25 protein-coding genes are annotated in these 25,338 nt (G+C 65.6%); 11 read left to right on the forward strand and 14 right to left on the reverse strand.

Annotation, left to right across the window (positions count from 1 at the left end; genetic code table 11):
* The first annotated feature begins 43 nt into the window (after positions 1 to 43).
* Positions 44 to 421, forward strand: a complete 378-nt coding sequence (locus I4X03_RS16990; protein ID WP_223469426.1) for an SPW repeat protein — start codon at positions 44 to 46, stop codon at positions 419 to 421.
* Positions 422 to 562: 141 nt separating this feature from the next.
* Here the strand turns inward: I4X03_RS16990 and I4X03_RS16995 are convergent, their stop codons facing one another.
* From I4X03_RS16995 to rsmB, 8 genes are all read right to left on the reverse strand, one after another.
* A complete protein-coding gene (locus I4X03_RS16995) occupies positions 563 to 1,846 on the reverse strand; it encodes an EAL and HDOD domain-containing protein (protein WP_223469427.1) in 1,284 nt (427 codons plus the stop codon).
* Between the two features lie 88 nt (positions 1,847 to 1,934).
* Positions 1,935 to 2,702, reverse strand: coding sequence for a class II glutamine amidotransferase (locus I4X03_RS17000; protein ID WP_223469428.1), 768 nt, complete (start codon positions 2,700 to 2,702; stop codon positions 1,935 to 1,937).
* A gap of 121 nt (positions 2,703 to 2,823) precedes the next feature.
* Entirely contained in the window at positions 2,824 to 3,081 is a 258-nt protein-coding gene (locus I4X03_RS17005) for a BTH_I0359 family protein (protein ID WP_131428549.1), read from the reverse strand.
* Between the two features lie 108 nt (positions 3,082 to 3,189).
* Positions 3,190 to 3,558, reverse strand: coding sequence for a GTPase (locus I4X03_RS17010; protein WP_223469429.1), 369 nt, complete (start codon positions 3,556 to 3,558; stop codon positions 3,190 to 3,192).
* A complete protein-coding gene (locus tag I4X03_RS17015) occupies positions 3,555 to 4,274 on the reverse strand; it encodes a response regulator (RefSeq protein WP_223469430.1) in 720 nt (239 codons plus the stop codon). Before I4X03_RS17015 ends, I4X03_RS17010 begins: the two co-directional genes overlap by 4 nt.
* A 90-nt stretch (positions 4,275 to 4,364) precedes the next feature.
* Positions 4,365 to 6,641 (reverse strand): sensor histidine kinase, encoded by a 2,277-nt coding sequence (locus I4X03_RS17020; protein ID WP_223469431.1) that lies wholly within the window; start codon positions 6,639 to 6,641, stop codon positions 4,365 to 4,367.
* Positions 6,642 to 7,205 carry a DUF4390 domain-containing protein gene (locus I4X03_RS17025; RefSeq protein WP_223469432.1) on the reverse strand — a complete coding sequence of 188 codons (564 nt, stop codon included), beginning with the start codon at positions 7,203 to 7,205 and terminating at the stop codon, positions 6,642 to 6,644. It lies immediately after the preceding gene.
* A 47-nt stretch (positions 7,206 to 7,252) separates the two neighbouring features.
* Positions 7,253 to 8,683, reverse strand: coding sequence for a 16S rRNA (cytosine(967)-C(5))-methyltransferase RsmB (gene rsmB / locus I4X03_RS17030; RefSeq protein ID WP_223469433.1), 1,431 nt, complete (start codon positions 8,681 to 8,683; stop codon positions 7,253 to 7,255).
* Positions 8,684 to 8,865: 182 nt separating this feature from the next.
* Here rsmB and argS point away from each other — a divergent pair, with 182 nt between their 5' ends.
* From argS to I4X03_RS17065, 7 genes are read left to right on the forward strand one after another with little or no spacing between them, the layout of a single operon-like run.
* Positions 8,866 to 10,578 carry an arginine--tRNA ligase gene (argS, locus tag I4X03_RS17035; protein WP_223469434.1) on the forward strand — a complete coding sequence of 571 codons (1,713 nt, stop codon included), beginning with the start codon at positions 8,866 to 8,868 and terminating at the stop codon, positions 10,576 to 10,578.
* 19 nt (positions 10,579 to 10,597) lie between these two features.
* Positions 10,598 to 11,227 (forward strand): SPOR domain-containing protein, encoded by a 630-nt coding sequence (locus tag I4X03_RS17040; RefSeq protein WP_223469435.1) that lies wholly within the window; start codon positions 10,598 to 10,600, stop codon positions 11,225 to 11,227.
* Between the two features lie 24 nt (positions 11,228 to 11,251).
* Positions 11,252 to 11,920, forward strand: a complete 669-nt coding sequence (locus I4X03_RS17045) for a thiol:disulfide interchange protein DsbA/DsbL (RefSeq protein ID WP_223469436.1) — start codon at positions 11,252 to 11,254, stop codon at positions 11,918 to 11,920.
* 19 nt (positions 11,921 to 11,939) lie between these two features.
* Positions 11,940 to 12,713 (forward strand): SDR family oxidoreductase, encoded by a 774-nt coding sequence (locus I4X03_RS17050; protein ID WP_223469437.1) that lies wholly within the window; start codon positions 11,940 to 11,942, stop codon positions 12,711 to 12,713.
* Positions 12,710 to 13,477 (forward strand): biotin--[acetyl-CoA-carboxylase] ligase, encoded by a 768-nt coding sequence (locus tag I4X03_RS17055; RefSeq protein ID WP_223469438.1) that lies wholly within the window; start codon positions 12,710 to 12,712, stop codon positions 13,475 to 13,477. Before I4X03_RS17050 ends, I4X03_RS17055 begins: the two co-directional genes overlap by 4 nt.
* A 1-nt stretch (position 13,478) precedes the next feature.
* The gene (locus tag I4X03_RS17060; RefSeq protein WP_223469439.1) at positions 13,479 to 14,207 is read left to right on the forward strand and encodes a type III pantothenate kinase; all 729 of its coding nucleotides are present in this window, start codon (positions 13,479 to 13,481) and stop codon (positions 14,205 to 14,207) included.
* 3 nt (positions 14,208 to 14,210) lie between these two features.
* On the forward strand, positions 14,211 to 14,906 hold the full coding sequence (locus I4X03_RS17065) for an SPOR domain-containing protein (protein ID WP_223469440.1): 696 nt from the start codon (positions 14,211 to 14,213) through the stop codon (positions 14,904 to 14,906).
* Between the two features lie 7 nt (positions 14,907 to 14,913).
* On the opposite strand, the gene I4X03_RS17070 is transcribed toward I4X03_RS17065, so the two are convergent.
* The 6 genes from I4X03_RS17070 to I4X03_RS17095 all read right to left on the reverse strand — a co-directional run bounded on the left by I4X03_RS17070 (position 14,914) and on the right by I4X03_RS17095 (position 21,675).
* The gene (locus I4X03_RS17070) at positions 14,914 to 15,936 is read right to left on the reverse strand and encodes a septal ring lytic transglycosylase RlpA family protein (protein WP_307735375.1); all 1,023 of its coding nucleotides are present in this window, start codon (positions 15,934 to 15,936) and stop codon (positions 14,914 to 14,916) included.
* Positions 15,933 to 17,045, reverse strand: a complete 1,113-nt coding sequence (rodA, locus tag I4X03_RS17075; RefSeq protein WP_223469441.1) for a rod shape-determining protein RodA — start codon at positions 17,043 to 17,045, stop codon at positions 15,933 to 15,935. Before rodA ends, I4X03_RS17070 begins: the two co-directional genes overlap by 4 nt.
* Before the next feature lie 8 nt (positions 17,046 to 17,053).
* Positions 17,054 to 18,961 (reverse strand): penicillin-binding protein 2, encoded by a 1,908-nt coding sequence (gene mrdA / locus I4X03_RS17080; RefSeq protein WP_223469442.1) that lies wholly within the window; start codon positions 18,959 to 18,961, stop codon positions 17,054 to 17,056.
* A 5-nt stretch (positions 18,962 to 18,966) separates the two neighbouring features.
* Positions 18,967 to 19,479: a rod shape-determining protein MreD gene (gene mreD, locus I4X03_RS17085; protein WP_223469443.1), complete on the reverse strand. Its 513-nt coding sequence runs from the start codon at positions 19,477 to 19,479 to the stop codon at positions 18,967 to 18,969.
* Complete coding sequence (gene mreC / locus I4X03_RS17090) at positions 19,476 to 20,498, reverse strand: rod shape-determining protein MreC (protein ID WP_223469444.1); 1,023 nt, start codon at positions 20,496 to 20,498, stop codon at positions 19,476 to 19,478. Before mreC ends, mreD begins: the two co-directional genes overlap by 4 nt.
* Before the next feature lie 133 nt (positions 20,499 to 20,631).
* A complete protein-coding gene (locus I4X03_RS17095) occupies positions 20,632 to 21,675 on the reverse strand; it encodes a rod shape-determining protein (RefSeq protein ID WP_223469445.1) in 1,044 nt (347 codons plus the stop codon).
* A 310-nt stretch (positions 21,676 to 21,985) separates the two neighbouring features.
* On the opposite strand from I4X03_RS17095, the gene gatC reads away from it, so the two are divergent.
* From gatC to gatB, 3 genes are read left to right on the forward strand one after another with little or no spacing between them, the layout of a single operon-like run.
* A complete protein-coding gene (gene gatC, locus I4X03_RS17100) occupies positions 21,986 to 22,288 on the forward strand; it encodes an Asp-tRNA(Asn)/Glu-tRNA(Gln) amidotransferase subunit GatC (protein WP_223469446.1) in 303 nt (100 codons plus the stop codon).
* A gap of 22 nt (positions 22,289 to 22,310) precedes the next feature.
* Positions 22,311 to 23,786 carry an Asp-tRNA(Asn)/Glu-tRNA(Gln) amidotransferase subunit GatA gene (gatA, locus tag I4X03_RS17105; RefSeq protein ID WP_223469447.1) on the forward strand — a complete coding sequence of 492 codons (1,476 nt, stop codon included), beginning with the start codon at positions 22,311 to 22,313 and terminating at the stop codon, positions 23,784 to 23,786.
* A 22-nt stretch (positions 23,787 to 23,808) separates the two neighbouring features.
* Positions 23,809 to 25,269: an Asp-tRNA(Asn)/Glu-tRNA(Gln) amidotransferase subunit GatB gene (gene gatB / locus I4X03_RS17110; RefSeq protein WP_223469448.1), complete on the forward strand. Its 1,461-nt coding sequence runs from the start codon at positions 23,809 to 23,811 to the stop codon at positions 25,267 to 25,269.
* Positions 25,270 to 25,338: the final 69 nt, after the last annotated feature.

Consider the following 25,338-nt stretch of genomic DNA (forward strand, 5'->3'; position numbering starts at 1 on the left):
CAACGGGCTGAACTGGCGCCGGTTCGTCTACTCGGAGGCTGCTATGGCACTGCATTTCTCTGCCAAACGCTGGCAGGACCAGCTGATCCTGCTGCTGGGCGTATGGCTGTTCGTCTCACCCTGGGTTCTTGGCATCCCCAGCGACTCGCCGCGGGCAATCAACGCCTATGTGGTCGGCGCCGTGATGGCCGCGCTGGCTGCGTTCGACCTCTATAAAACCTACTTCTGGGCAGTGGTCGCGAACCTGCTGCTGGGGGCGTGGACCGCGCTGTCGCCCTGGATTCCGGCATTCGCCGACCGCGGCGCGATGATGACCAACTCGGTCATTGTCGGGATCGCCGTTGTCGTGCTGGGCATGTGGGAGCTGCGGACCGACCCCGAGCTGCATCGCCAATGGTCCAGCGCCGGCGGCGCGCACTAAGCGGCTACGCCATGCAACAACGCGAACCCGCGGGTTCGCGTTTTTTTCGTCATCGCTTTTTGCTATCTGAATACGCGCTGTGGCGCTAATGCGCGCATTCTTCGGCGCCGACAGGGCAGCAAACACGCCCTGGCGCCGCAGTCAGATTGCGTAGCGCGCGACGTTGTCGCTCCATTCGAAGGCCGCCATTTCGAGCTCGCCCAGTTCGTCGGCGGAGAGCGCCAGGTCGGCCAGCGCCGGCGCGACGTGCTGGTCGTCGCCTTCGTCCATCACCTCGATGCTCTCGGCCAGGCGCAGCAAGTCGCCAAAGAAACCGCCGCGGTGCAGCAGCGCGTCCGAAATGTCGTCGCTGACCGGCATCTGCTGCAGGATCTCGTTCATCGGCATGCCGAACAGCGCGTCCATCAGCGACATGATGCCGACCGTGAAGGCGATTTCGGGCACCGCGCGCTGGCCAGGGCGCAGGCGCTTGGCCAGCAGTTCGAGCAGGCGGCCGCGCGCGGTCGCCAGGGTCAGCAGCGGCGGCATGCTTTCGCCGCGCCGCGCCGGTTCGGCGTACAACATGATCTGCAGCCAGCGCTGCAGCTGGCGCCGGCCCATGATCGTGATGGCCTGGCTGACCGAATCGACCTTGTGCCCGAGGCCCACGGCGGGCGTGTTGACCAGGCGAAGCAGGTTGAGCGCCAGCGGCACGTCTTTCTTGACCGTGCGCTCAATCACGATGTTGTCGGCGTCGGCGTCGATCAGGTTCATCAGTTCCAGCAGGGCGACCTGCCCCGGCGACAGCTTGCGCCCACTGATGATGGCCGGGCGCGCGAAATAAAAGCCCTGGAAGTAATCGAAGCCGAGTTCCCTGCAGGCGTCGAATTCTTCGCGCGTTTCGACTTTTTCGGCGACCAGGTTCTTGCCTGTCTCGCGCAGCAATGGCGCGAGGTCCTGCAGCGCCTCCGGCGAGGTGTTGCGCAGGTTGACCTTCAGGTATGCCATCATCGGCAGCAGCTCGCCCAGTTGCGGGGTGTCCGCACCGACATCCGACAGCGCAAAACGGAAACCATGGCCGGCCAGTTCGGCGATCCGGCCGAGCAGCGGCGCGCTGGCGTCGATCGACTGGTCGATCTCCAGCACCAGCTTTTCGCGCGGCAGGAAGGCGAAAATATCGCTGTTGAGCACCGCCGCGTCGACGTTGACGAACCCGGTCGACCCGCCCAGCACCCGGTTCAGCCCGAGCTGGGCAGCGTGGGCGATGACCGCCGCGGTGGCCGAGAGCTCGGAGTCGATGCTGGCCGGCCCCATAGGCGCGTTGCGGAACAGCAACTCATAGCCATACAGCGCCTGGTCGCGCCCGAGGATGGGCTGGCGCCCGAGATAGAAGTCACGCACCCGGACGTGGGCGCGGGTATTGTCGGGTTGTGCGGTATCGAGCATGCGTGGCCAGTTTATGAACGGAAATAATGGGCATAACTTTAACCCTTATTTCATTCTTTGTGGCATTTTTGTCATTACAAACTAAAACTTAGCCGCGCGGCCAGCCATCGACGAACAATTTCATCTCGCCGGGCGCGAATGCGGTCCAGGCTTCGTTGGTGGTCAGCGGGGCGGTGACGATCACCGCCACCCGGTCTTGCGGCGTGGTGACCTGGGCGAAGTCGACGCTGACGTCCTCGTCGGCGAGCTTGGCGGTGGGGAAAGGATACTGGCGCACCACGTAGTGCAAGGCCGTCGAGCAGTGGGCGAACAGCGCCGAGCCGTCGGACAGCATCATGTTGAAGGTGCCGTGCGCGGCGATGCCCTGCACCAGTTCGGCGAGCACCGGGCGCAGGGCATCCAGCGGCGGCGGGATGTCGCCGAAGTGCGCGCGCAGTTCCTGCAGCAGATAGCAGAAGGCACGTTCGCTGTCGGTCGTGCCGACCGGGCGGAACGCGCCATGCAGGTCCGGGTGGAATTGCTTGAGGTCGCCGTTATGCGCGAACACCCAGTAGCGTCCCCACAGCTCGCGTACGAAGGGATGGCAATTTTCCAGCGCGACATGGCCCTGGGTCGCCTTGCGTATGTGCGCTATGACATTGCGCGACTTGATCGGATAACGCTTGATCAGTTCGGCGACGGGCGATTCGATGGCGGGCATGTGATCGACAAACAGGCGCACGCCGGCGCCTTCGAAAAATGCGATGCCCCAGCCGTCGTGGTGGGTGTCGGTGCGTCCGCCGCGCAGGGCGAAGCCGGTAAAGCTAAAAACAATGTCCGTGGGGACGTTGCAATTCATTCCGAGAAGTTGGCACATGGCGCAAGCTTACCATGCGAAATTTGATACGCCACAAACCTGGCCGTGCGGCCGTGTCGGGGGAAACGCAGAGGCGCCGGGTGCGTGGGCCGCCCGCAGGGGGCCCACGTCCGGCCCGGGTTTAGTGCAGGAGCACGGGGTTGCTCATCAGCGAGTCATAGGAACCGAGGAAGTCGTCAATTTCTTCCATGGTCGGCTCGCTGGCGATCAGCGTATTGACGTCGCGCCGGAACGATTGTGCCAGCTTGCCACCGATAAATGCTTCGCGGCGGCCCGACTTGTCGACGATCTCGTAGCCACCGAAGCGCAGGGCCTCGAGGTTCTGGTCAACGCCGAACTCGACGACGCTGTACTGTTCGCTGTTGTAGATCATGTTCATCATTACTCCTTCACTCGATCAGACGGTTTTGCAGATCGGAACCGTCAAGAGGCAGACGGCTGACTTTCCACTCCGTTCAATGGGGAGGTGGGGGTACCGGAACCAATTTCAAGTGCTGAGGTCCGGGGTCAGTTCCAACAGCTGATCGTATGGCGGTTGCTGCAGCCACGATCGCAACTGATCAAGATGTTCTGTACTGGCAAGCCCGATATACAGTTGCGCGGGCCGTCGGCGCAGGACACGATTTAATGTTACACGCAAAACCAGATTGCCGGTGCAGCATACGCAACCGGGCGCGATTCGGTGCAGCAGGAGCGAGTCTGAGGGAGTGAGGATGGTGCGCGGATCGGGCAGGCCCTCGAGGATGACGGCCACCGGGCCGCCCTGCCCCGCGGCCAGCCGCGCGCCGATGGCGGCCTCGCGCGCCGCGGCGCTGGGGCCGGTCACCAGGGTGGCCGCCAGCCCCGGCGCGGTCATTGACCTTTTTTGGCCAGCTTGCCCGGCTCGACGCCGAGTTGCTTGAGCTTGCGGTACAGGTGGGTGCGTTCGAGGCCGGTTTTTTCGGCGACGCGGGTCATGCTGCCCCCTTCGCGTCCGAGGTGGTGTTCGAAGTACATACGCTCGAACGCGTCGCGCGCCTCGCGCAGCGGCAGGTCGAAGGACAGGTTGTAGCCATGTCCTTCACCGTTCGGCATGCCGCCCACGCGCGCCGGGATGCCTACAGGCAGCGGCTGCGACGCGAACATCGGCGCGCTCACCGCATTGCTGTCCTCGATCTGGGTGGCCATCATCGGCCGCGGGACGATGGCCGGTGCGCGCACCACTTCCTGGGCGCGCGACAGGCCCTGCTGGACTGCCTTGAGCAGCTTTTGCAGTGCGATCGGCTTCTCGAGGAAGTTCAGTGCGCCGATCCGGGTCGCCTCGACCGCCGTATCGATCGTCGCGTGGCCCGACATCATAATGACCGGCATCGTCAACAGCCCGTCGCGCTGCCATTCCTTGAGCAAGGTGACGCCGTCGGTATCGGGCATCCAGATATCGAGCAGGACCAGGTCGGGCGCGCCAGCGGCCCTTGCATCGCGCGCCTGCTGCGCATTTTCGGCGAGTTGGATCGCATGGCCTTCATCGCCAAGGATCTCCGAGAGGAGCTCGCGGATGCCCATTTCATCATCAACTACGAGTATGTTTGCCATCTAATGCCTTCCTGATTTCGCCCATGCAGGGCCGCACGCATGACATGCCGCCGAAGCCATGATTCTATTCTTGATTCTTACCTGACGCTACTATGTCGCAGGAGCTAACTTTAACAGCAAAATCAAGACGGACGCGCCTGTTCCGTCACTGCGGTTCTGGATGTCGATCCGGCCGCCGTGTTCATCGATGATTTTTTTCACCATTGGCAGCCCAAGTCCGGTGCCGCGCACCTTCGATGTGACGTAGGGTTCGAAGGCGCGCGCCAGGATGCGCGGCGCGAATCCGGGGCCGTTGTCGACGATCGCCAGCCGCACCGCGGTACCGGCCGCGCCACCCGCGCCCTGGTAGTGGATCGCCTCGGTGGTGACGTCGATGCGCGGCGGCGGCGCGCTCGGTTCGCGGTCGTTCATCGCATCCTGCGCGTTCTGCAGCAGGTTGTGGATCACCTGGCGCAGCTGGGTCGGGTCGCCCATCACCGACGGCAGTCGCGGCGCCAGCGCGGCGTGAATGATGTCGCTGCCGTCGCCGGCCAGGTACAGTTCGAGGATCTCGCCGATCAGCGCATTCAGGTCCAGCGTTTGCAGCTGGGCCGGCGGCGCCTTGGCGTAGTCGCGGAAGTCGTCGACCATGCGCTTCATCGCATCGACCTGGTTGACGATGGTGGCGGTGCCGCGATTGAGCAGGTCGGCTTCCTTCTGCGGCAGGTGGGCCTCGAGCTTCATCTGCATCCGTTCGGCGGCCAGCTGGATCGGCGTGAGCGGGTTCTTGATTTCGTGCGCCAGGCGGCGCGCCACTTCGCCCCATGCGATCGATCGCTGGGCCGAGATCACGTCCGAGATATCGTCGAATACGACGATGAAGCCGCTGCCGGCGCCCACCGGCAGGCGCGAACCGCGCGCCAGCAAGGTCAGGTCATGGTCGTCGCCGCTGCCGGGACGGCGCGGAATCTCGATCTGCTGCTGCCAGTGGCTGCGCAGGCGCGCGCTGCCGGCCGCCGATCCCGCGCTCTGGGCCGAGAACGCGCGGTTGACCGCGTTGGCAAATACTTCGAGGCCGGCGATATCCGACAGCGTGACGCCCAGATGCGCGGCCACTGGCTGCTGCAGGATATGTTCCACCGCCTCGTTCGAGTTCACCACGTGGAAGTCGGCGTCCAGCACGATCACGCCGGCCGACATATTGGCCAGCACCGATTCAAGGTGGGCCTTGGCGCTCTGCAGCGCCGAGCGGTTGCGTTCGACCGCGCTGCGCGCTTCGAACAGCTGGCCGGTCATCATGTTGAACGACTGCGTCAGGGTGCCCAATTCATCGTTGGTGGCGACGATCGGGCGCGGCGACAGGTCGCCCTCGGCCACCGCGCGCGTGCCTTCGGCCAGCACCAGCAGCGGCTGCGCCAGCCGCCCGGCGATAACGAAGGCGCTGGCGATGGCGCCGAAAATCGCCAGCAGCAGGGTCAATGTCAGGGTCTCGATGTACATCTCGCGCAGCGCGACCCGCGCCACGAAGCGTTCCTGGTATTCGCTGTAGGCGCTGCGCAGCACTTCGGCGTTGGAGGCAAGGTTCACCGGCACCGCCTGCATCAGCTGCAAAAAGCGCGGCTGCGCGCCGGGCGGCTCGGGGATCGCCTGCACCACCCGCAGGCGCAGGCCGGTGGCGGCGTCCTGCGCGGTATCGGAAGCGCCGGGCGCCTGGCGGAAGTCGCGCTCGATGCCGCCTTCCGGGCGCGCGTACCCGCCCGGCATCACGGCCTGCAGCAGCATTTGCGGGGTCGGCACGTCGGCCTGCAGGTCGGCGATGCGGCGGTTGGTCGAGGCGCTGGCCACCACCTTGCCGTCGGCGCCGATGATCATCGCGTTCTGCATGCCTTCGCGTTCGTCAAGCAGCCGCTTGAGGATTTGCTGGCTGGAGCCGCTGTCCTGCCCGGCCACCGTGGCCGCCGTGACCTCGGTCTGCGCGCCCAGTTCCGACAAGGCCTGGTCGAGCGCCGCCACCCCGAGGTTCACGCCCGACTGCAGCGCCGCTTCGATCTTGACGTCGAACCAGGACTCGATCGAGTGCGATACGAACTGCACCGATACCAGGAAGATCACCAGCCCCGGCAAAATGCCGATGGCGGCGAACAGCATCATCAGGCGCGCCATCAGGCGCGAGCCGAACTTGCCTGACTTGTAGCGGGAATACAGGCGCGCCAGCGCAACGATCGAGAACACCAGCAGGGTCGCGGCGACCGCGGCGTTCAGGCCGAGCAGCCAGGAGTAGTAGCGGTCGAGGAAGCCGGTGCTGTCGGAGGCGCTGGCAAGCAGGAACAAGAGAATGCTGGTGACGCCACCAGCGACGACTACCGCGTACCGCAGTCCCTGTTTCACTTACTCGGCCTTGTAGGTGAAGGTCTTGTAATCGGACGACAAGCGCCAGCCCGCGTTACTGACCGCATTGACCTGGATCGGCTTCGACATGTAGTCGCGGTTCATCCCCATGCGCAGCGTGACGTCGTAGGTTTGGCCTGGCGTCAGCGCGCTTTTGGGCGCGACCACCCAGCGGCTGGGGCGGCGGATCAGGAACATCGCGTCTTCCAGCGTCTGAAAGCTTTGCTTGACGCTGCCCAGGGTCATGACGTTGTACTCGCGCGTGATCACGTTGTACCAGATGCGGATGGTCTGCTTGGCCGCCGCTGCCTTCTCGTCGCGCCAGTACCAGCGCGGGCGCGTCAGGCGCACCTCGGTCGTGAAGTACAGGTCGACGCCATGGTGGATCGCGTCCTCCACGGCGGGGGTCAGTTCGAAGGAGTATGCGGCGTCGAGCTTGTAACCGTCCTCGGTGGCCTCGATGCGGGCACGCGTGACGTCTACGCCATCGGCAGCATGCGCCTGGACGCATGCAAGCGCCAGCAGCAGCTGGCATGCCAGGAGTCGGAGAAATCGGTGTGTCACAAGTGGGCCAGAGCCTTAATCATCGTTTGAATTGCCGGAAACCCGCGTTACGCCGCCTTCTTTTGGAATAGCGCGTAAAACAATCCGTCGTGATCCTGCCCGGCAGCGGCGCCCGGAAGCAGCTGGCCTGGCGCGTCGAGGCGAATCGCCTGGTGGCGCACAGCGAACGCGGCGGCCTGCGCCTCCGATTCCTGGGGCCATAGCGAACATGTCACGAACAGCAATTTACCATTGGGCCGCAGCATCTGCCAAAGGTTGTCGAGAATTTTGGCCGAAAGTGTTGCAAGTTGGAGCGTGTCGCCCTTGCGGCGCAGCCAGCGGATATCCGGGTGGCGCCGCACGATGCCCGACGCCGTGCACGGCACGTCGGCCAGGATGCGGTCGAACTGCTGGCCGTCCCACCAGTCGCCCTGCTGCGCCAGGCCGGAGGCCAGCGTGGCCTGCAGGCCGAGGCGGTCGAGGTTCTCGCGCACCCGCACCAGGCGCTTGGGGTCGGAGTCGAGCGCCACCAGGCTGACCTCGGCCAGCTCCAGTATGTGGCCGGTCTTGCCGCCCGGGGCCGCGCAGGCGTCGAGCACGCGCATGCCGTCAGCCAGGTCGAGCAGCGGCGCGGCGACCTGGGCGCCGGCGTCCTGCACCGACACCACGCCGCCCTCGAAGCCGGGGATCTGGGCGACCGGCAGCGGCTGGTCGAGGCGCACCGCGGCCGGGCCGATCTGGCTGGCGCCGATGCCGGCATCGGCCAGCAGCCCGAGGTAGTCGGCGACGCTGCTTTTGCGCCGGTTGACGCGCAGGGTCAGTGGCGGCGCCTCGTTGCCGGCGGCGAGGATCTGCTGCCACTGGCGCGGGTACGCCGCCCTGGCCGCATCGATCCACCAGTCGGGGTAGTTCCATTCGGCGACCGGCTGGCGCACCACCTCGGCCACCAGCGCCGCGCGCTCGCGCAGGAAGCGGCGCAGCACGGCGTTGACCATGCCGCGCGCATGCGCCATGTCGGGATGCGATGCCGCGGCCGTGACGGCCTGGTCGACGACGGTGAATTCCTCATAGGCGGCGTCCTCGCCGCTGCGCGTGTCGAGCAGCGCCAGCGCGCTGCACAGCAGGCCGGCGAGCATCGGCGGCTCCGGCGCTTTCGAGGTCATCAGGGCGATCAGCGATTCGCTGCGGCCCAGCTTGCGCATGGCCCGGTAAGCAATGTCCTGGATCGCGCCGCGCGCCTGCGGGGAGGCGTCCATCACGCCGAACGCCACACCGAGCGCCTGCGGCAAGGTGACCCCGCCGCGCACCTGGGCCACCGCGTGCGCGGCGCCCGACAGGGCCAGCGCCAGCGAGTCGTCGCGCAGGTCGGGCCGGTAGCCGCTTTGCAGCACCGGCTTGACCTCGTAGCTTGGCCGCACGGCAGGCGCGGGCGCGCGCTTCGGCGCGCCGGTGGTCTTTGGCGCTGGCTTCAGGGAGAGCGTCGGACGCTTGTCGGTCATGGTCGTCTTTACAATAGTGCGAATGAAAGGCGCCATTGTACCGGGTGAATCCGTAAGCCTGGCTTAAACGGACCGCCAGCGGAGCGGGCCGGCGATACTCCGGAAGGCGCCAAACCAGTATAATTGACCAATCTTCGCCCGTGGCCCCGCCACCGCACATTAACTTTGTCAGATCGCCGCACATGCTCGCCCAACAAAAACAAGAAATCGTCGCCCTGTTCCAGGCCGCCCTCGCCCCTGTCCTCGAAGGCAGCGGCCTCACGCCGACCGTGACGCTGGAGCGTCCGCGCGACCCCTCGCATGGCGACATCGCCTGCAATATCGCGATGCAGCTGGCCAAGCAGCTCAAGATGAATCCGCGCGAACTGGCCACCAAAATCGTCGCCGGCCTGCTGGAAAACCCGGCTGGCAAGGGCCTGATCGACAGCGCCGACATCGCCGGCCCAGGCTTCATCAACCTGCGCGTGGCCGCCAGCGCCAAGCAGTCGGTGGTGCGCACGATCCTGCAGCAGCAAGCCCAGTTCGGCCGCAGCGACGTTGGCCAGGGCAAGAAAGTCATCCTCGAATTCGTCTCGGCCAATCCAACCGGCCCGCTGCACGTCGGCCACGGCCGCCAGGCCGCGCTGGGCGACGCGCTGTCCTCGCTGTTCAATGCGCAGGGCTTCGACGTCACCCGCGAGTTCTACTACAACGACGCCGGCGTCCAGATCGCAACCCTGGCCAACTCGGTGCAGGCGCGCGCGCGCGGCATCAAGCCGGGCGATGCCGGCTGGCCCGAATCGGCCTACAACGGCGACTACATCCAGGACATCGCCGACGACTTCCTGGCCGGTAAAACGGTTTCGGCCAGCGATGGCGAGCCGGCCACCGCCAGCGGCAACGCCGACGACATTGAGTCGATCCGCAAATTTGCCGTCACCTACCTGCGCAACGAGCAGGACATCGACCTGCAGGCGTTCGGCGTCAAGTTCGACAACTACTACCTCGAGTCGTCGCTGTACAGCGAAGGCAAGGTCGACAGCGCCGTCAGCACCCTGATCGGCTCGGGCAAGACCTACGATCACGAAGGCGCGCTGTGGCTGCGCACCACCGACTACGGCGACGACAAGGACCGCGTAATGCGCAAGTCCGACGGCACCTATACCTATTTCGTGCCGGACGTGGCGTACCACATCACCAAGTGGCAGCGCGGCTTTGTCCAGGCCATCAACATCCAGGGCAGCGACCACCACGGCACCATCGCGCGCGTGCGCGCCGGCCTGCAGGCGGTCGACATGGGCGTCCCGCAGGGCTATCCGGACTACGTGCTGCACAAGATGGTCACCGTCATGAAAAACGGCGAAGAGGTCAAGATCTCCAAGCGCGCCGGCTCCTACGTTACCGTGCGCGACCTGATCGAATGGTCGGGCGGCGGCGACATCGGCAAAGGCCGCGACGCGGTGCGCTTCTTCCTCATTTCGCGCAAGGCCGACACCGAATTCGTTTTCGATGTCGACGTCGCGCTGGCCACCAACGACGAGAATCCGGTCTATTACGTGCAGTACGCCCATGCGCGCATCTGCTCGGCGCTGGCAAACTGGGGCGGCGACGAGGCGCAGCTGGCCAACGCCGACCTGTCGCTGCTGGCGGCCCCGCACGAAGCGAGCCTGCTCGCCAAGCTGGCGGCCTACCCGGAGGTGCTGGCGCGCGCCCAGGCCGAGCTGGGCCCGCACCAGGTCGCGTTCTACCTGCGCGAGCTGGCCGGCGAACTGCACAGCTACTACTTCGCTAACAAATGGCTGCTCGACGACGACGAGCCGCTCAAGCTGGCCCGCCTGGCGCTGGCCACGGCCACCCGCCAGGTCCTGCGCAACGGCCTTGCGCTGATCGGCGTGTCCGCACCAAACAAGATGTAACCCCCAACCCAGGGTCCAGATGAAAGCACAACTCCGCTCCTTTTCGCACGCGCGCCAGCGCGGCAATACCCTCACCGGCATCATCATCGGCCTGATCATCGGCCTGGTGATCGCCGTGATCGTGGCGCTCCTGATCACCAAGGGCGCCACGCCGTTTACCGACAAGACCGGCAAGCTCGGAAAAATGGGCGAGCCGCAGGCCGGCCAGGCGGCCGATCCCAACAAGCCGCTGTACGGCGACAAGCAGGCCGCGCGCGAAGCGAACAAGCAGTTCGCGGGCAAGCCGAAGGCGCCCGAAGCCGATCCGCTGGCAGCAGTCATCGCCGATATCGACAAGGACGCCGAGGCTGCGGCTCCGGCAGCGGCGCCGACGCCAGCGCCGCCACCCGCCGCCGCCGATACCGGCGAAGACAAGATCATCTACTACCTGCAGGCGGGCGCCTTCCGCGAGATGGCCGACGCCGAGAACACCCGCGCCAAGCTGGCCCTGCTCGGCTTCGAGGCCGCCATCAGCGACCGCACCAACGGTCCCGAGGTGCTGCACCGCGTGCGTATCGGCCCGTACAACCAGGTCGAAACCATGAACCGCGCGCGCGCCAAGCTGGTCGACGCTGGCGTCGACGTGGCCATCGTCCGCAATCAAAAATAACCGTCAACCCCGGAGACTTCCAGCATGCGACTCATTCGTACCATCCTGTGCGCCGCCGCACTGTGCGCCGTTGCCGCAACCGCCAGCGCCTCCCCAGCCAATCCGGCCAACGGCACCGAGTACCTGACCCTGCCGGAAGCGCAGAACACCGACTCCGGCAACAAGGTCGAAGTCACCGAATTCTTCGACTACGCCTGCCCGCATTGCCACTCGTTCGACCCGATGCTGGCCGAGTGGGTGAAAAAGCAAGGTAGCAATATCGTCTTCAAGCGCGTGCACATCACGCGCGGCCAGGGTGTGCTGCCGCAGCAGCGCCTCTACTACACGCTGGAGGCGCTCGGTCTGGTCGAGCAGTACCACGCCAAGGTGTTCCACGCGATGCACAACGAGCGCCAGCGCTTCCAGAACGATGAAGCGGTGTTCGACTGGGCCGAGAAAGCCGGCATCGACCGCGCCAAATTCATCGCCGCCTACCGCTCGTTCGGCATGGAAGCCAAGACCCGCCGCGCCGCCGCCATGATGGAAGCGTACAAGATCGACCACTGGCCTATCCTCGCGGTCGGCGGACGCTACCTGACGTCCCCTTCGCTGGCCAACGTCAACGTCAAGACCGACCAGACCGAAGCCGAACAGCAGCAAGGCGGACTACTGGTGCTGAACCACCTGGTCGCCAAAGTAAAAGCCAGCAAATAAGCAGGCGATGCGCCCGGCCATGACACGCGTATTCATTACGGGCGCATCCTCCGGCATCGGCGCGGCCCTCGCCGCCGAATATGCAGCGCGCGGCGCCGTGCTGGGACTGGTGGCACGGCGCCGCGAACTGCTTGAGCAGCTCGCCGCCAGCCTGCCCAACCCGCACCTGCACAAGGTCTACGCGCTCGACGTCACCGACCATGCGGCGCTCGCCGGCGCCGCGCAAGACTTCATCGCCGCGCACGGCGGCGCCGACGTCGTCATCGCCAATGCCGGCATCTCGCACGGCACCCTGACCGAATTCGCCGCCGACCTGCCGGTGTTCGACACCATCCTCGCCACCAACGTCAGCGCCACGGTCGCCACCTTCGCGCCGTTCATCGCCACGATGAAGGCCCAGGGCGGCCCTTGCCGGCTGGTGGGTATCGGCAGCGTTGCCGGCATCCGAGGCCTGCCTGGCGCCGGCGCCTACAGCGCGTCGAAGGCGGCCGTGCTGGCCTACTGCGAATCGCTGCGGCTCGAACTCAAACCCGATGGCATCAAGGTAGTTACCATCGCGCCCGGCTACATCGACACGCCGATGACGCGCCATAACAAGTACCCGATGCCCTTCCTGATGCCGGCCGCGCGCTTCGCCGCGCAAGCGGCCGACAAGATCGATCGCGGCGCCAGCTACGCCGTCATTCCCTGGCAGATGGGCGTGGTGGCCAAGCTGCTGCGCGCACTGCCCAATACCGTCTATGACTTCGCGTTCTCGCGCGCGCCGCACAAGGCCCGCAAGGAAGCGCCATGAACGCCGCCGCCATCGGCCTGGCGAGCGGCACGCAGGTCGCCGTGGAAGTGGTCGCGGAAACCGGGTCGACCAATGCCGACCTGCTGGCGCGCGCACCGGCGCTTGCCGGCCCTACCCTGCTGATCGCCGAACACCAGAGCGCGGGACGGGGCCGCGCCGGACGCAGCTGGTTGTCGGCGCCGGGCGACTCGCTGACCTTTTCGCTGGCATGGAAATTCGACCTGCCGCTGCAGCAGCTGGCCGGACTGCCGCTGGCGGTCGGCGTCGCGCTGGCCGAGGCGCTGGCCGCCTGCGGCGTCCAGGTCCAGCTGAAATGGCCCAACGACATGCTCAAGGACGGCAGCAAGCTGGCCGGGGTGCTGATCGAAACCCAGGCAGCAAGCGGCGGCGGTATCTGGGCCATCATCGGTGTGGGGATGAACCTGCGCATGCCCGACGACCTGGAACAGCGCATCGGCCGCAGCGTGGCCGCGGCGCCGTGGCTGGCCCAGATGGACCGCGACGCGCTGATGGCGGCGCTGCTGGCCAGCCTGGCGCGCACGCTGGCGGAATTCCGCCAGTCGCGGTTCCGCGCGTTCAGCGCGCGCTGGAACCGCCTGCACGCCTGGCAGGGGCGGCTGGTGTCGATTCTCGATAATGGCGCCGTCCTGCATGAGGGGACCGCCGCCGGGGTCGACGACGAAGGCCGCCTGCTGCTCGACTGCGCCGAGGGCCGCATCACGGTGCTGGCTGGCGACGTGTCGCTGCGCACGCGCGAGGCCTAGCATGCTGCTGATCGTCGACGCCGGCAACACCCGCATCAAATGGGCCCTGGCCGACCAGGGCGCCGCGCCGGGACACTGGCGCGCCAGCGGCGCCGTCGCCAACGCCGACCTGAATCACCTGCCCGAAGTCTGGCGCGACGCGCACATCGCCAGCGTGATCGTCTCGAATGTCGCCGGGCAGCGTGTGCGCGACCAGCTGCAGCTGATGCTGCCGGCGGTGCCGGTGACCTGGTTCGCGGCGGCGCCCCAGCTGGCCGGCCTGCGCAACAGCTACCGCGATCCGGCACAACTCGGCTGCGACCGTTTTGCCGCGGCGCTCGGCGCGCGCGCGCTGGCGCCGGGGATGGCGCTGGTGGTGGCCACCTGCGGCACGGCGACAACCATCGACGCTGTCAGCCAGGACGGCGTGTTCATCGGCGGAATGATCTTGCCGGGCCTCGGCCTGATGGCCGCGTCGCTGGCCGCCAACACGGCGCAGCTGCCGCAGGTGCCAGCCGCCGGCGCGCTGCCGCCGCCGTTTGCCGACAACACCAGCGACGCGATCCGGTCAGGATGCCTGTCGGCCCAGGCTGGGGCGATCGAGCGCGCCAGCCGCCTGCATGGCGGCGCGCTGTGCCTGATCTCGGGCGGTGCGGCGCCGCATATTGCGCCGGCTCTATCCATCCCGCACCGGCTCATCGATAATATCGTCCTGGTCGGCTTGCATGCGGCCGCCACTTCTTCGGGATAAGCTGTGCTGAAATTTCTCTTCTGGATTCTGCTGTCGATTAACGCCGCGCTGTTCGCGTATGGCCGCGGCTACCTCGGCAACTTCAAGGGCAACGAGCGCGAACCGGCGCGCATGAAGAACCAGCTCAACGCCGACAAGCTCAAACTTGTGCCGGCCGCCCAGGCCACGGCGGTAAAAGCCGCCGTGGCCGACGCCGCGCCCGCGCCCGCACTGCAGCCGGTCGCCGCCGCCCCGCTCTTGATCGCCTGCGTTGAAGTGGGCAACCTGGCCGCCGTCGACGCACGCCGCTTCGACGCGCGCATCGCCGCGCTCGGCCCGCTCAAGCCGCTGCGCCAGAACGTCACCAGCACCGAAGTGGGCAGCTACATGGTGCATATCCCGCCGCAGGCAACGCGCGCGGCAGCCGACGGCAAGGCGGAAGAACTGAAAAACCTCGGGGTCACCAATTACTACGTCATTCCCGACAACACGCCGATGAAGTGGGCGATTTCACTGGGCGTGTTCAAATCGGAGAACGCCGCCAAGACCTTGCTCGCGGCGCTGAACAAACAGGGCGTGCAAGGCGCGCGCATCAGCGGCCGAGGCGCCCAGGTCACGCGCGTCAACTACCGTTTCCGCGATGTCGAACCGGCCATGCGCGACCGCATCGACCGCGTCGCCGCGACGTTCCCTGGCCAGCGCGCACGCCTCTGCAAATAGCGCGCCGCTAGCGCCGCACCACCAGCGGCGTCAAGCCCAGCGCCTTTAACGCGGCCAGCGCCTCGTTGGCCTCGTCGCGGGTGGCGAACGGACCGCTGAACAGGCGGTGCATGGCGCCGCCCCTGACCACTTCCAGTGCCCCGCGCACCGCCGTATTGTTACGCAGGCGCTCGAGCGCCTGTTCGGCCTTGTCGGCGCGCGCATAGGCGCCCAGCTGCAGGTAGAAGGCGTTCGATGGCGCCGCTGCCGGACGCTCGGTCGACGCCTCGGCATCCGGCGCGCGATCGTTCAGCATCAGCGCGGCGATGCCGGCCGGCGCGCTGTCGCGCGCAGTGTCGGGAATCGCGCTCTGCGGCGCGTTGCGGCGCTGCTCGGCAAGCGTGACTCCGCGGTTCGGCAACAGGCGTTCGACCAGCACCTCGTGGCTGCCTTTTTGAAGCAGCCCAAGCTTGAGCGCCGCGGTGAACGACACGTCGATCACGCGGCCGGCATGGAACGGGCCGCGATCGTTGATCCGCACCACCACCTGCTTGCCGGTGGCGACACTGGTCACCCGCGCGAACGACGGAATCGGCAAGGTCGGATGGGCCGCCGTCATCTTGTACATGTCGTAGATCTCGCCGGACGAGGTGCGCTGCCCGTGGAACTTCTTGCCGTACCAGCTGCTCACGCCACGCTGCACGAACGGCTCGTCGTGGGTTACCGGCACGTAGGTTTTGCCGAATATCGTGTACGGGCGGTTGGCATACTTCGAATAGGGTTCGGCGCGCACTTCGGCGTCGGCGACATCGTTCAGGTTCTCCGGCGGATTGTCGCCCGGCCCGTCGTCCTTGTAATAGCCGCCGCGCCCGGAATTAGCCGGCGGCAGCAGCGGCAGGTCCGGATTGACCTTGGGATGGCGTTCGGCCTTGTGGAACGGTGCCGGAAACGGCCAGATCGACCGCTTCTCGCTGCCCGAGGTGCTGCCGCAACCGGCCAGCACCAGCGCGGCCAGCGCTGGCGCCAGCCTTGCCAGCGCGGGCGGCATCATGTCTGCACCAGCTTGCGGTGGCGCTGGATACTCATCAGGATGCCGAGGCACAGGCCCAGCGTCATCAAGGCGGTGCCGCCGTAGCTGAGGAACGGCAGCGGCACGCCGACCACCGGCAGGATGCCGCTCACCATGCCCATGTTGATGAACACGAAGGTAAAGAACAGCATCGAGATCGCGCCGGCCAGCAGGCGTGAAAACAGGTTGGCGGCGTTGGCCGCGATCATCAGTCCGCGGCCGATCAGCAGCATGTACATGAACAGCAGGACCAGGTTGCCGACCAGCCCGAACTCTTCGGCGAACACCGCGAACGCGAAGTCGGTGGTCGCTTCGGGGACGAATTCGAGGTGGGCCTGGGAGCCATGCAGCCAGCCCTTGCCGGTCATGCCGCCCGATCCGATCGCGATGATCGACTGCAGGATGTGGAACCCCTTGCCGAGCGGGTCGGCGGTGGGGTCGATCAAGGTCATCACCCGCTCGCGCTGGTAGTCGTGCATCAGCGACCAGGCCACCGGCAGGCTGGCGAAGAACGCCACCACCAGTCCGGCGATGGCCTTCCACGACAGCCCGGCCAGGAAGATCACGAACATCCCGGACGCCAGCACCAGCAGCGAGGTGCCGAGGTCGGGCTGCAGCTGGATCAGGCCGACCGGTACCGCCAGCAGCACGGCAGCGACCAGGAACGAGCTCCATTTCACCACGCCGGCGCGCTGCTGGAAGTACCAGGCCAGCATCAGCGGCATCGCGATCTTCATGATCTCGGATGGCTGGATATCGATACCGATGTGCAGCCAGCGGCGCGCGCCCTTCTTGATGATGCCGAACATGAACACCGCGATCAGCAGCGCGACGCCGAAGGTGTAGATCGGCACCGCGAGGCGCATCAGCATTTGCGGCGGCACCAGTGCGGCCATCCACATGAACACGAACGCCACGATGATGTTGCGGATCTGACCTTCGACCCGGCCCGGGAAGTCGATACCGGCCGAGTACAGGGTTACCAGGCTGGTGCAGACCAGCAGGAACACGATCATCGCCAGCGGACCGTCGAATACGGTGAAGTAGGGCCGCATGCGGCGCCAGAGCGAGCGGCGTTCGTTGATGCGCATGTTCATCCTCAGTGTGCGGGGGCCGCCGGGGCCGCCGGTGCGGCAGGGTCCTTGATCGCCGGACGCTTGCCGAGCAGGTAGTAATCCATCGCCTTGCGCGCGATCGGCGCGGCTGCGGCGGCGCCGAAGCCGGCGTTCTCGACCACCATCGCCAGCGCGATGCGCGGCTTGTCGGCCGGGGCGAACGCGATATACAGCGCGTTGTCGCGGTACTTCTCGGCGATCCGGCTGGCGTTGTACTTCTGGCCTCTCAGGCCGATCACCTGGGCGGTACCGGTCTTGCCGGCCGACGTATAGCCGGCGTTGGCAAAGGCGATGCGGCCAGTGCCCGTCGCCTCGGTATTCACGCCGACCAGCGCGCGCTTGATCACGTCGATGTTCTCCTGCTTGAGCGGCACCCGGCGCGTTTCCTTCGGCACCGTCAAGGTGCGTGCGCGGGTTGCGCCATCCTCGACGATCTTGACCAGGTGCGGCTTCATCACCACGCCGTTGTTGGCCAGGATCGAGACCGCATGGGCCAGCTGCAGCATCGTGTAGTTGTTGGCGCCCTGCCCGATCGATACCGAAATGGTTTCGCCGGCGTGCCACTTCTGCATCGCCTTGTTGTTCTTGTAGCGTTCGCGCTTCCAGGCGGTCGACGGCAGCACGCCGGTCTTCTCGTGTTCGAGGTCGATGCCGGTCTTTTCGCCGAAGCCGAACTGCTTCATGAACGCGTGGATGTTATCGACGCCCATCTCGTTGCCGAGCTGGTAGTAGTAGGTGTCGCACGAGGCGACGATCGAATCGTGCATGTTGACGAAACCGTGGCCGCCCGGCTTGTCATCGTTGAAGCGGTGCCCGCCCAGCATGAAGTAGCCGGCGTCCGAAATGCCCTGCGACGGCGTGCGGCGGCCCTGCTCCAGCGCGGCCAGCGCCATGAACGGCTTGAAGGTCGATCCCGGCGGGTAGGTGCCCGACAGCGGACGGTTCATCATCGGCCGGTCTTCCGACGTGTTGAGTTCATTCCAGTTCTGGGTGTCGATGCCGTCGACGAACAGGTTGGGGTCGTAGCCCGGGCGCGATACGTAGGCCAGCACGTCGCCGGTCTCCGGCTCGATGGCGACGAAGGCGCCCTTGAAATCGCCGTAGGCCTGCTCGACGATCTTCTGCAGCTCGATATCGACCGACAGGATCAGGTTGCTGCCCGGCGTCGCTTCGGTGCGCGACAAGGTCGACACCGCGCGTCCACCGGCGGTCTTGATGACTTTTTCGTAACCGGTGCGGCCATGCAGGTGCGCCTCGTAGCTTTTTTCGAGGCCCTCCTTGCCGATATGGTCGGTGCCGTTGTAATTGGCCGCGTCTTCGCTGGCATCGATGATCTTGGCGTCGCGCTGGTTGATCCGGCCGATGTAGCCGATCACGTGCGAGGCCACTTCGCCCTGCGGGTACTGGCGGAACAGGCGCGCCTGCACCTCGACGCCGGGGAAGCGGAAACGCTGGGCGGTGAAGCGCGCCACCTCGTCGTCGGTCAGGCGGGTGCGCAGCGGCACACTGGCGAAGCTGCGCGACTCTTCCAGCAGGCGCTTGAAGCGCTTGCGGTCGCGCGGGCTCACCTCGACCAGCTTGGACAGCTCGTCGATGACCGACTCCAGGGTGGCCTGCAGCTTGGACGGCGTGATCTCGAGGGTGTAGGCGGAGAAGTTCCGCGCCAGGACCACACCGTTGCGGTCGACAATCAGGCCGCGGTTCGGCACGATCGGCACGATCGCGATGCGGTTGTCTTCCGCCTGCGCGGCGTAGTCGTTGTACTTGATGACCTGCAGCCAGACGAAACGCGCCACCAGCACGCCGAATCCGAGGAACACGATTCCCACGAACGCCACAAGGCGCATGCGGAAGCGATGAATCTCCCGGTCGTTGTTCTTAATTTCAGTCATCGCGGTCAGATCGGACGTGTGTGGTCGCGGTCCACGGCGCGGCGCTGCGGCGCCATCAGCAGGGACGAGATCACAGGCCATAGCGCAATGGCCACGGCGCTTTCGACGAACTGCAGCCAGCCGGAGAATTTGCCCGAGCCGATCAGGTGTACCAGCATCTGGATCGCCTGCGCCATCAGCAGCAGCGGCAGCACGTGGAGGGCCTGCGTCATTACCGGGAACCACAGGACCCGGCGGTGGATCATGATCGCGAAGTACGACAGCAGCGTGTAGGCCAGCGCATTCTCGCCCAGCAGGGTCGCCTCATGCACGTCCATCAGGAGGCCCATGAAGAAGGCGACGCCGATGCCGACCTTGCGCGGCTGCTTGATGCCCCAGAAGACCAGCACCAGCGCCACGAAATCGGGAACGCCGATCCAGTTCCCCCACGGGAGCAGGTTGAGCATGAAGGCGCAGGTCAGGCTGAACGCGATGAACAGCGGGCTGACCGGCAAAAGGATGTAATGGGGACGGTTCATCGTGTGCTCTCCGGTGCCGGCGTGGTCGCGGCTGGCGCGGCCGCGGGTGTGGCGGCTGGCGCCACGGCGGGTGCGGCGGCGGCAGGCGGCAGCTGCGGCGCGCGCGGGGTTGTGAGCGGCGCCATGTCCGGGCGCTGGGCGCGCTTGGCCGGCGGCGGTGCCGGTTCGGGCGGGCGCGGTGGCAGTTCGGGCAGCGACATCAGGATCAGCAGCTGGCGGTTGCGGTCGACGCCAGCGAGCGGCTGGCACACCACGCGGCCGAACGCGCCGGCCGCATTGTTCTCGACCAGGACCACCTTCGCCACCGCCAGCCCGGCCGGATACACGCCGTCCATCCCGGAGGTGATCAAGACATCGCCCACCTGGACGTCGGCGTTGGGCGCGACAAAGCGCAGCTCCAGCGTGCCGGCGTTGCCGCGGCCATAGGCGACGCTGCGCAAGCCATTGCGCAGGATCTGCACCGGAATCGCCTGCTCCTTGTCGGTCAGCAGGGTCACTTCGGAGGTGAACGGGAATACCCGCGTGACCTGGCCGACCACGCCGGCATTGTCGATCACCGGCAGGCCCAGCGCCACGCCGTTGCGCGAACCGCGGTCGAGCACCACCTTGCGTGCCGACGGATCGCGCGCGTCGTACAGGATTTCGCTCATCATCGACTTGACGGGGACGTGCGCGCGCGCGCCCATCAGGCGGCGCAGGTGCGCGTTTTCGGCCATTTCAAGGCGCGCCTGCTGCATCACCTGGGCGCTGGCGGCGCGTTCGTTCTTGAGATCGCGGACTTCCTTCTGCAGCGCCGACAGCGACGAGAAGTAGCTACCCATCGTGGCGAACGCCTCGCGCGGCATCAGCGCAGCCATTTGCAGGGGATAGAGGACGGTGCCGGCGACCTGGCGGATGCTGGCAAGGGTGTTCATGCGCGCGTCGACCAGCAGCAGCACGATGGAGATAAGAGCGAACACAATCACCTTGACCCGCGCTGGGGCGCCTTGCTTGAACAGTGGCGGTGGGCTGTATTCCATGAGTTTCAGGTGTGAAGATGACGGCGCGGTGCGCCAGGCTCACCAGGCGGGGCGCACAAGCGCCCCGCATCGTTCCGGACATCCGTGCCAGGGCACGGGGCAGGCCGCGGCACAAGGCGCCGCCAGCGAGCGATCACTCGTACGAGAAGATCGAGCCAAGCTTGTCCATGCGCTCAAGCGCCATGCCCGAACCGCGCACCACGCAGGTGAGCGGGTCTTCGGCGACCAGCACCGGCAGGCCGGTTTCTTCCATCAGCAGGCGGTCCAGGTCACGCAGCAGCGCGCCGCCGCCGGTCAGCATCATGCCTTTTTCGGCGATGTCGGCGCCCAGTTCCGGCGGGGTCTGTTCGAGCGCATTCTTCACCGCCGAAACGATGTTGTTGAGCGGGTCGGTCAGCGCTTCGAGGATCTCGTTCGACGAGATCGTAAACGAGCGTGGAATGCCTTCGGACAGGTTGCGGCCCTTGACTTCCATTTCCTTGACTTCCGAACCCGGGAACGCCGAACCGATGGCCTTCTTGATCGCTTCGGCGGTCTGCTCGCCGATCAGCATGCCGTAGTTGCGGCGGATGTAGTTGACGATCGCCTCGTCGAACTTGTCGCCGCCGACGCGCACCGAACCCTTGTAGACCATGCCGCCCAGCGAGATGATGCCCACTTCGGTGGTGCCGCCGCCGATGTCGACGACTATCGAACCGGTTGCATCGGACACCGGCAGGCCGGCGCCGATTGCCGCGGCCATTGGCTCTTCGATCAGGTACACCTGCGAGGCGCCGGCGCCGAGCGCCGATTCACGGATCGCGCGGCGCTCGACCTGGGTCGAACCGCACGGGACGCAAATGATGATGCGCGGCGAAGGACGGAAGAATTTGGAATCGTGCACCATCCGGATGAACTGCTTGAGCATCTGCTCGGTCACGGTGAAGTCGGCGATCACGCCGTCTTTCATCGGGCGGATCGCCTCGATATTGCCCGGCACTTTACCAAGCATCTGCTTGGCTTCCTTACCGACCGCCTGGATGGTTTTCTTGCCATTCGGGCCGCCTTCCTGGCGGATCGCCACAACCGACGGCTCATCCAGGACGATACCGAGGCCGCGCACGTAAATCAGCGTGTTCGCCGTACCCAGGTCAATTGCGAGATCGTTCGAAAAATAGCTGCGTAAAAAACCAAACATGTGTGTCCTGTAGCGCAATCGGCTGCGCGTTTATCATTAATAAGGATACGGTCGCCGCGCGGATACTGCCGCACCGTCACGCCGTTTCGCAAGCCGCGGTGACCAGGATTCAGTCTCCACAACGCATTAGCCCGCCATTCTACCTTATAATTTGCGGTGTAAATGCTGAAAAACCGGTGTTTTCCACGCCAGTTCGGCGGACGAGATCGCAGTTATTAATAAGCTTTTATCGTCTTTAACGCTCTGTTATTCAAATTTCACTATTCGTCTCATAACATTTTGAACGCGGCCAGCGCCGCGCTACCCTGCCATGTCCCTGACACTTTCAGATGTAAAACGCATTGCCCACCTGGCGCAGCTCGATATGGACGAGGCTCACGCCGAAACCGCATTGAATGAATTAAACGGCATCTTTGCACTGGCTGAGCAAATGCAGGCAATCGACACCACCGGCGTGGCGCCGCTGTCACAGCCGCTGGCCGCCGTCATGGATTCGCTGTCGCTGCGCCTGCGCGACGATGTCGTCACCGAAGACAACCGCCGCGACGATTATCAGGCGCCGGCGCCGAAAACCCAGGACGGCCTGTACCTGGTACCAAAAGTTATTGAATAAATCACGGATTCGATCATCAGCCATGCATACTAAAACACTGAAACAGCTGTCCGAACTCCTGCATTCGAAACAGGTGTCCGCCACCGAACTGGCGTCGCAGTACCTCGCCCGTATCAAGTCGAGCGACCTTAACGCATTCCTGCACGTCGATGAATCGCTGACCCTGGCGCAAGCGGCCGCGGCCGATGCGCGCCTGGCCGGCGGCAGCGCCGGACCGCTGACCGGCGTGCCGATCGCGCACAAGGACATTTTCGTCACGCGCGACTGGCGCTCGACGGCCGGATCGAAAATGCTGGGCAATTACACCAGCCCGTTCAACGCCACCGTCGTCGAGCGCTTCAACAGCGCCGGCATGGTCAACCTCGGCAAGCTCAATTGCGACGAATTCGCGATGGGCTCGTCGAACGAGAACTCGGCGTTCGGCGCGGTCAAGAACCCATGGGACAAGCTGGCGGTGCCAGGCGGCTCCTCGGGCGGCTCGGCTGCCGCGATCGCCGCGCGCCTGGCGCCGGCGGCCACCGCCACCGACACCGGCGGCTCGATCCGCCAGCCGGCCTCGTTCTGCGGCGTCACCGGCATCAAGCCGACCTACGGACGCGTCTCGCGCTTCGGCATGATCGCGTTTGCCTCCTCGCTCGACCAGGGCGGCCCGATCGCCCAGACCGCGGAAGACTGCGCGCTGCTGCTCAACGAGATGATCGGCTTCGACGAGCGCGATGCGACCTCGCTGACGGCCGAACAAGGCAATGTGCGCGAAGACTTCGCGCGCGACCTGGCCAAGCCGCTCGCCGGCCTGCGCATCGGCGTGCCGAAAGAGTACTTCGGCGAAGGTTTGGCTGCCGACGTTGAACAGGCGGTGCGTGGCGCGCTCGACGAATTCGTCAAGCTGGGCGCAACGCTGGTCGACATCACGCTGCCCAAGACGTCGCTGTCGATCCCGGTCTACTACATCATCGCGCCGGCCGAAGCGTCGTCGAACCTGTCGCGCTTCGACGGGGTGCGCTACGGCCACCGCGCCGCCGAGTACAAAGACCTGCAGGACATGTACAAGAAATCGCGCGCCGAAGGCTTCGGCCCCGAGGTACAGCGCCGCATCATGGTCGGCACCTACGTGCTGTGCCACGGCTACTACGACGCCTACTACCTGCAGGCGCAAAAGATCCGCCGCATGATCGCCGACGACTTCCAGTCCGTCTTGGGCGACAAGTGCGACGTCATCATGGGCCCGGTGGCGCCGACGGTGGCGTGGGACCTGGGCGACAAGTCGAACGACCCGGTGGCCAACTACCTGGCCGACATCTTCACCCTGTCGACCAGCCTGGCGGGCCTGCCAGGCATGTCGATCCCATGCGGCTTCGGTCAAGGCGACAAGAACAGCCAGCGCCCGGTCGGCCTGCAGATCATCGGCAACTACTTCGCCGAAGCGAAGCTGCTGAACATCGCACACCAGTACCAGCTGGCGACCGACTGGCACACGCGCGCCCCGTCCGGCATCTAACATTCAAAGAAGCGAGAAACCTATGCAATGGGAAGTCGTCATCGGTCTTGAGAACCACGTCCAGCTCACGACCAACTCCAAAATTTTCAGCGGCAGTTCGATCCAGTTCGGCGCCGAGCCGAACACCCAGGCCAGCCCGGTCGACCTGGCGCTGCCGGGCGTGCTGCCAGTGATGAACAAGGGCGCGGTCGAACGCGCCATCCGTCTCGGCCTGGCGGTGGGCGCCAAGATCGCGCCAAGCTCGGTCTTCGCGCGCAAGAACTACTTCTACCCCGACCTGCCGAAGGGCTACCAGATCAGCCAGTTCGCAGAACCGGTGGTCATCGGCGGCCAGCTGACGTTCGGCTACGAGAAGGACGGCAAGCTCGAAACCAAGACGGTCAACCTGACCCGCGCCCACCTTGAGGAAGACGCCGGCAAGTCGCTGCACGAAGACTACGCGGGCATGACCGGCATCGACCTCAACCGCGCCGGCACGCCGCTGCTGGAGATCGTCTCGGAGCCGGAAATGCGCAGCTCGGCCGAAGCGGTGGCGTACGCGAAAGCGCTGCACTCGCTGGTGGTCTGGCTCGGCATCTGCGACGGCAATATGCAGGAAGGCTCGTTCCGCTGCGACGTCAACGTCTCGGTGCGCCCGCTCGGGCAAACCGAATTCGGCACCCGCTGCGAGATCAAGAACCTCAACTCGTTCCGCTTCATGGAAGAAGCGATCGCCTACGAAGTGCGGCGCCAGATCGAGCTGATCGAAGACGGGGGCAAGGTGCAGCAAGCCACGCGCCTGTGGGACCCGGACAAGAAGGAAACGCGCGCCATGCGCACCAAGGAAGACGCGCAAGACTACCGCTACTTCCCTGACCCGGACCTGCCGCCGCTGGTGATCTCGCCGGAGTGGATCGAGCGCGTCAAGGCCGACATGCCGGAACTGCCGGCGGCGATGCGCGTGCGTTTTGTCAGCGACTATGCGCTGCCGGAATACGACAGCCTGATTCTGACCTCGTCGCACGAGATGGCGGCCTATTTCGAAGCCGTAGTATCCAAGGCCGGCAAGGAAAACGCCAAGGCCGCGGCCAACTGGCTGATGGGTGACGTCTCGTCGACGCTGAACCGCGAAGGCGTCGGCATTGCGCAGTCGCCGGTGGAAGCATCGCAGCTCGCGCTGCTGCTCAAGCGGATTGCCGACGGCACCATCTCCAACAAGATCGCCAAGGAAGTATTCGGCGCGATGTGGGAAGCCAAATCGACCGACGAGCACATTGCCGACGCGATCATCGACCAGAAGGGCCTGCGCCAGATTTCGGACAGCGGCGCGCTGGAAAAGATCGTCGACGACGTACTGGCCGCCAACGAGAAATCCGTTGAACAATACCGCGCCGGCAAGGAAGCGGCCATCAACGCGCTGATCGGCCAGGCGATGAAAGCGTCGAAGGGCAAAGCAAACCCTGCCCAGCTGACGGAACTGCTGAAGAAAAAACTGGCAGGCTAAGCTCCCAGTTCTTCACCTCTCCAAAACGTTCCGAAATCGGGGACAGACCACCATTTTAGAATCTTCTAA

It is taken from the genome of Massilia soli (assembly GCF_016809835.1).
Taxonomy (GTDB): Bacteria; Pseudomonadota; Gammaproteobacteria; order Burkholderiales; family Burkholderiaceae_D; genus Telluria_A; species Telluria_A soli.

Coding starts and splice junctions, on each gene's coding strand:
- I4X03_RS17040 (WP_223469435.1), top strand. CDS start 10,598: ATGAAAGCACAACTCCGCTCCTTTTCGCACGCGCGCCAGCGCGGCAAT.
- I4X03_RS17095 (WP_223469445.1), bottom strand. CDS start 21,675: ATGTTTGGTTTTTTACGCAGCTATTTTTCGAACGATCTCGCAATTGAC.
- rodA (WP_223469441.1), bottom strand. CDS start 17,045: ATGCGCATCAACGAACGCCGCTCGCTCTGGCGCCGCATGCGGCCCTAC.
- I4X03_RS17060 (WP_223469439.1), top strand. CDS start 13,479: ATGCTGCTGATCGTCGACGCCGGCAACACCCGCATCAAATGGGCCCTG.
- I4X03_RS17050 (WP_223469437.1), top strand. CDS start 11,940: ATGACACGCGTATTCATTACGGGCGCATCCTCCGGCATCGGCGCGGCC.
- I4X03_RS17045 (WP_223469436.1), top strand. CDS start 11,252: ATGCGACTCATTCGTACCATCCTGTGCGCCGCCGCACTGTGCGCCGTT.
- argS (WP_223469434.1), top strand. CDS start 8,866: ATGCTCGCCCAACAAAAACAAGAAATCGTCGCCCTGTTCCAGGCCGCC.
- gatB (WP_223469448.1), top strand. CDS start 23,809: ATGCAATGGGAAGTCGTCATCGGTCTTGAGAACCACGTCCAGCTCACG.
- I4X03_RS17055 (WP_223469438.1), top strand. CDS start 12,710: ATGAACGCCGCCGCCATCGGCCTGGCGAGCGGCACGCAGGTCGCCGTG.
- gatA (WP_223469447.1), top strand. CDS start 22,311: ATGCATACTAAAACACTGAAACAGCTGTCCGAACTCCTGCATTCGAAA.
- I4X03_RS16995 (WP_223469427.1), bottom strand. CDS start 1,846: ATGCTCGATACCGCACAACCCGACAATACCCGCGCCCACGTCCGGGTG.
- I4X03_RS17070 (WP_307735375.1), bottom strand. CDS start 15,936: ATGATGCCGCCCGCGCTGGCAAGGCTGGCGCCAGCGCTGGCCGCGCTG.
- mreC (WP_223469444.1), bottom strand. CDS start 20,498: ATGGAATACAGCCCACCGCCACTGTTCAAGCAAGGCGCCCCAGCGCGG.
- I4X03_RS17015 (WP_223469430.1), bottom strand. CDS start 4,274: ATGGCAAACATACTCGTAGTTGATGATGAAATGGGCATCCGCGAGCTC.
- I4X03_RS17005 (WP_131428549.1), bottom strand. CDS start 3,081: ATGAACATGATCTACAACAGCGAACAGTACAGCGTCGTCGAGTTCGGC.
- mrdA (WP_223469442.1), bottom strand. CDS start 18,961: ATGACTGAAATTAAGAACAACGACCGGGAGATTCATCGCTTCCGCATG.
- I4X03_RS17010 (WP_223469429.1), bottom strand. CDS start 3,558: ATGACCGCGCCGGGGCTGGCGGCCACCCTGGTGACCGGCCCCAGCGCC.
- I4X03_RS16990 (WP_223469426.1), top strand. CDS start 44: ATGGCACTGCATTTCTCTGCCAAACGCTGGCAGGACCAGCTGATCCTG.
- I4X03_RS17000 (WP_223469428.1), bottom strand. CDS start 2,702: ATGTGCCAACTTCTCGGAATGAATTGCAACGTCCCCACGGACATTGTT.
- gatC (WP_223469446.1), top strand. CDS start 21,986: ATGTCCCTGACACTTTCAGATGTAAAACGCATTGCCCACCTGGCGCAG.
- mreD (WP_223469443.1), bottom strand. CDS start 19,479: ATGAACCGTCCCCATTACATCCTTTTGCCGGTCAGCCCGCTGTTCATC.
- rsmB (WP_223469433.1), bottom strand. CDS start 8,683: ATGACCGACAAGCGTCCGACGCTCTCCCTGAAGCCAGCGCCAAAGACC.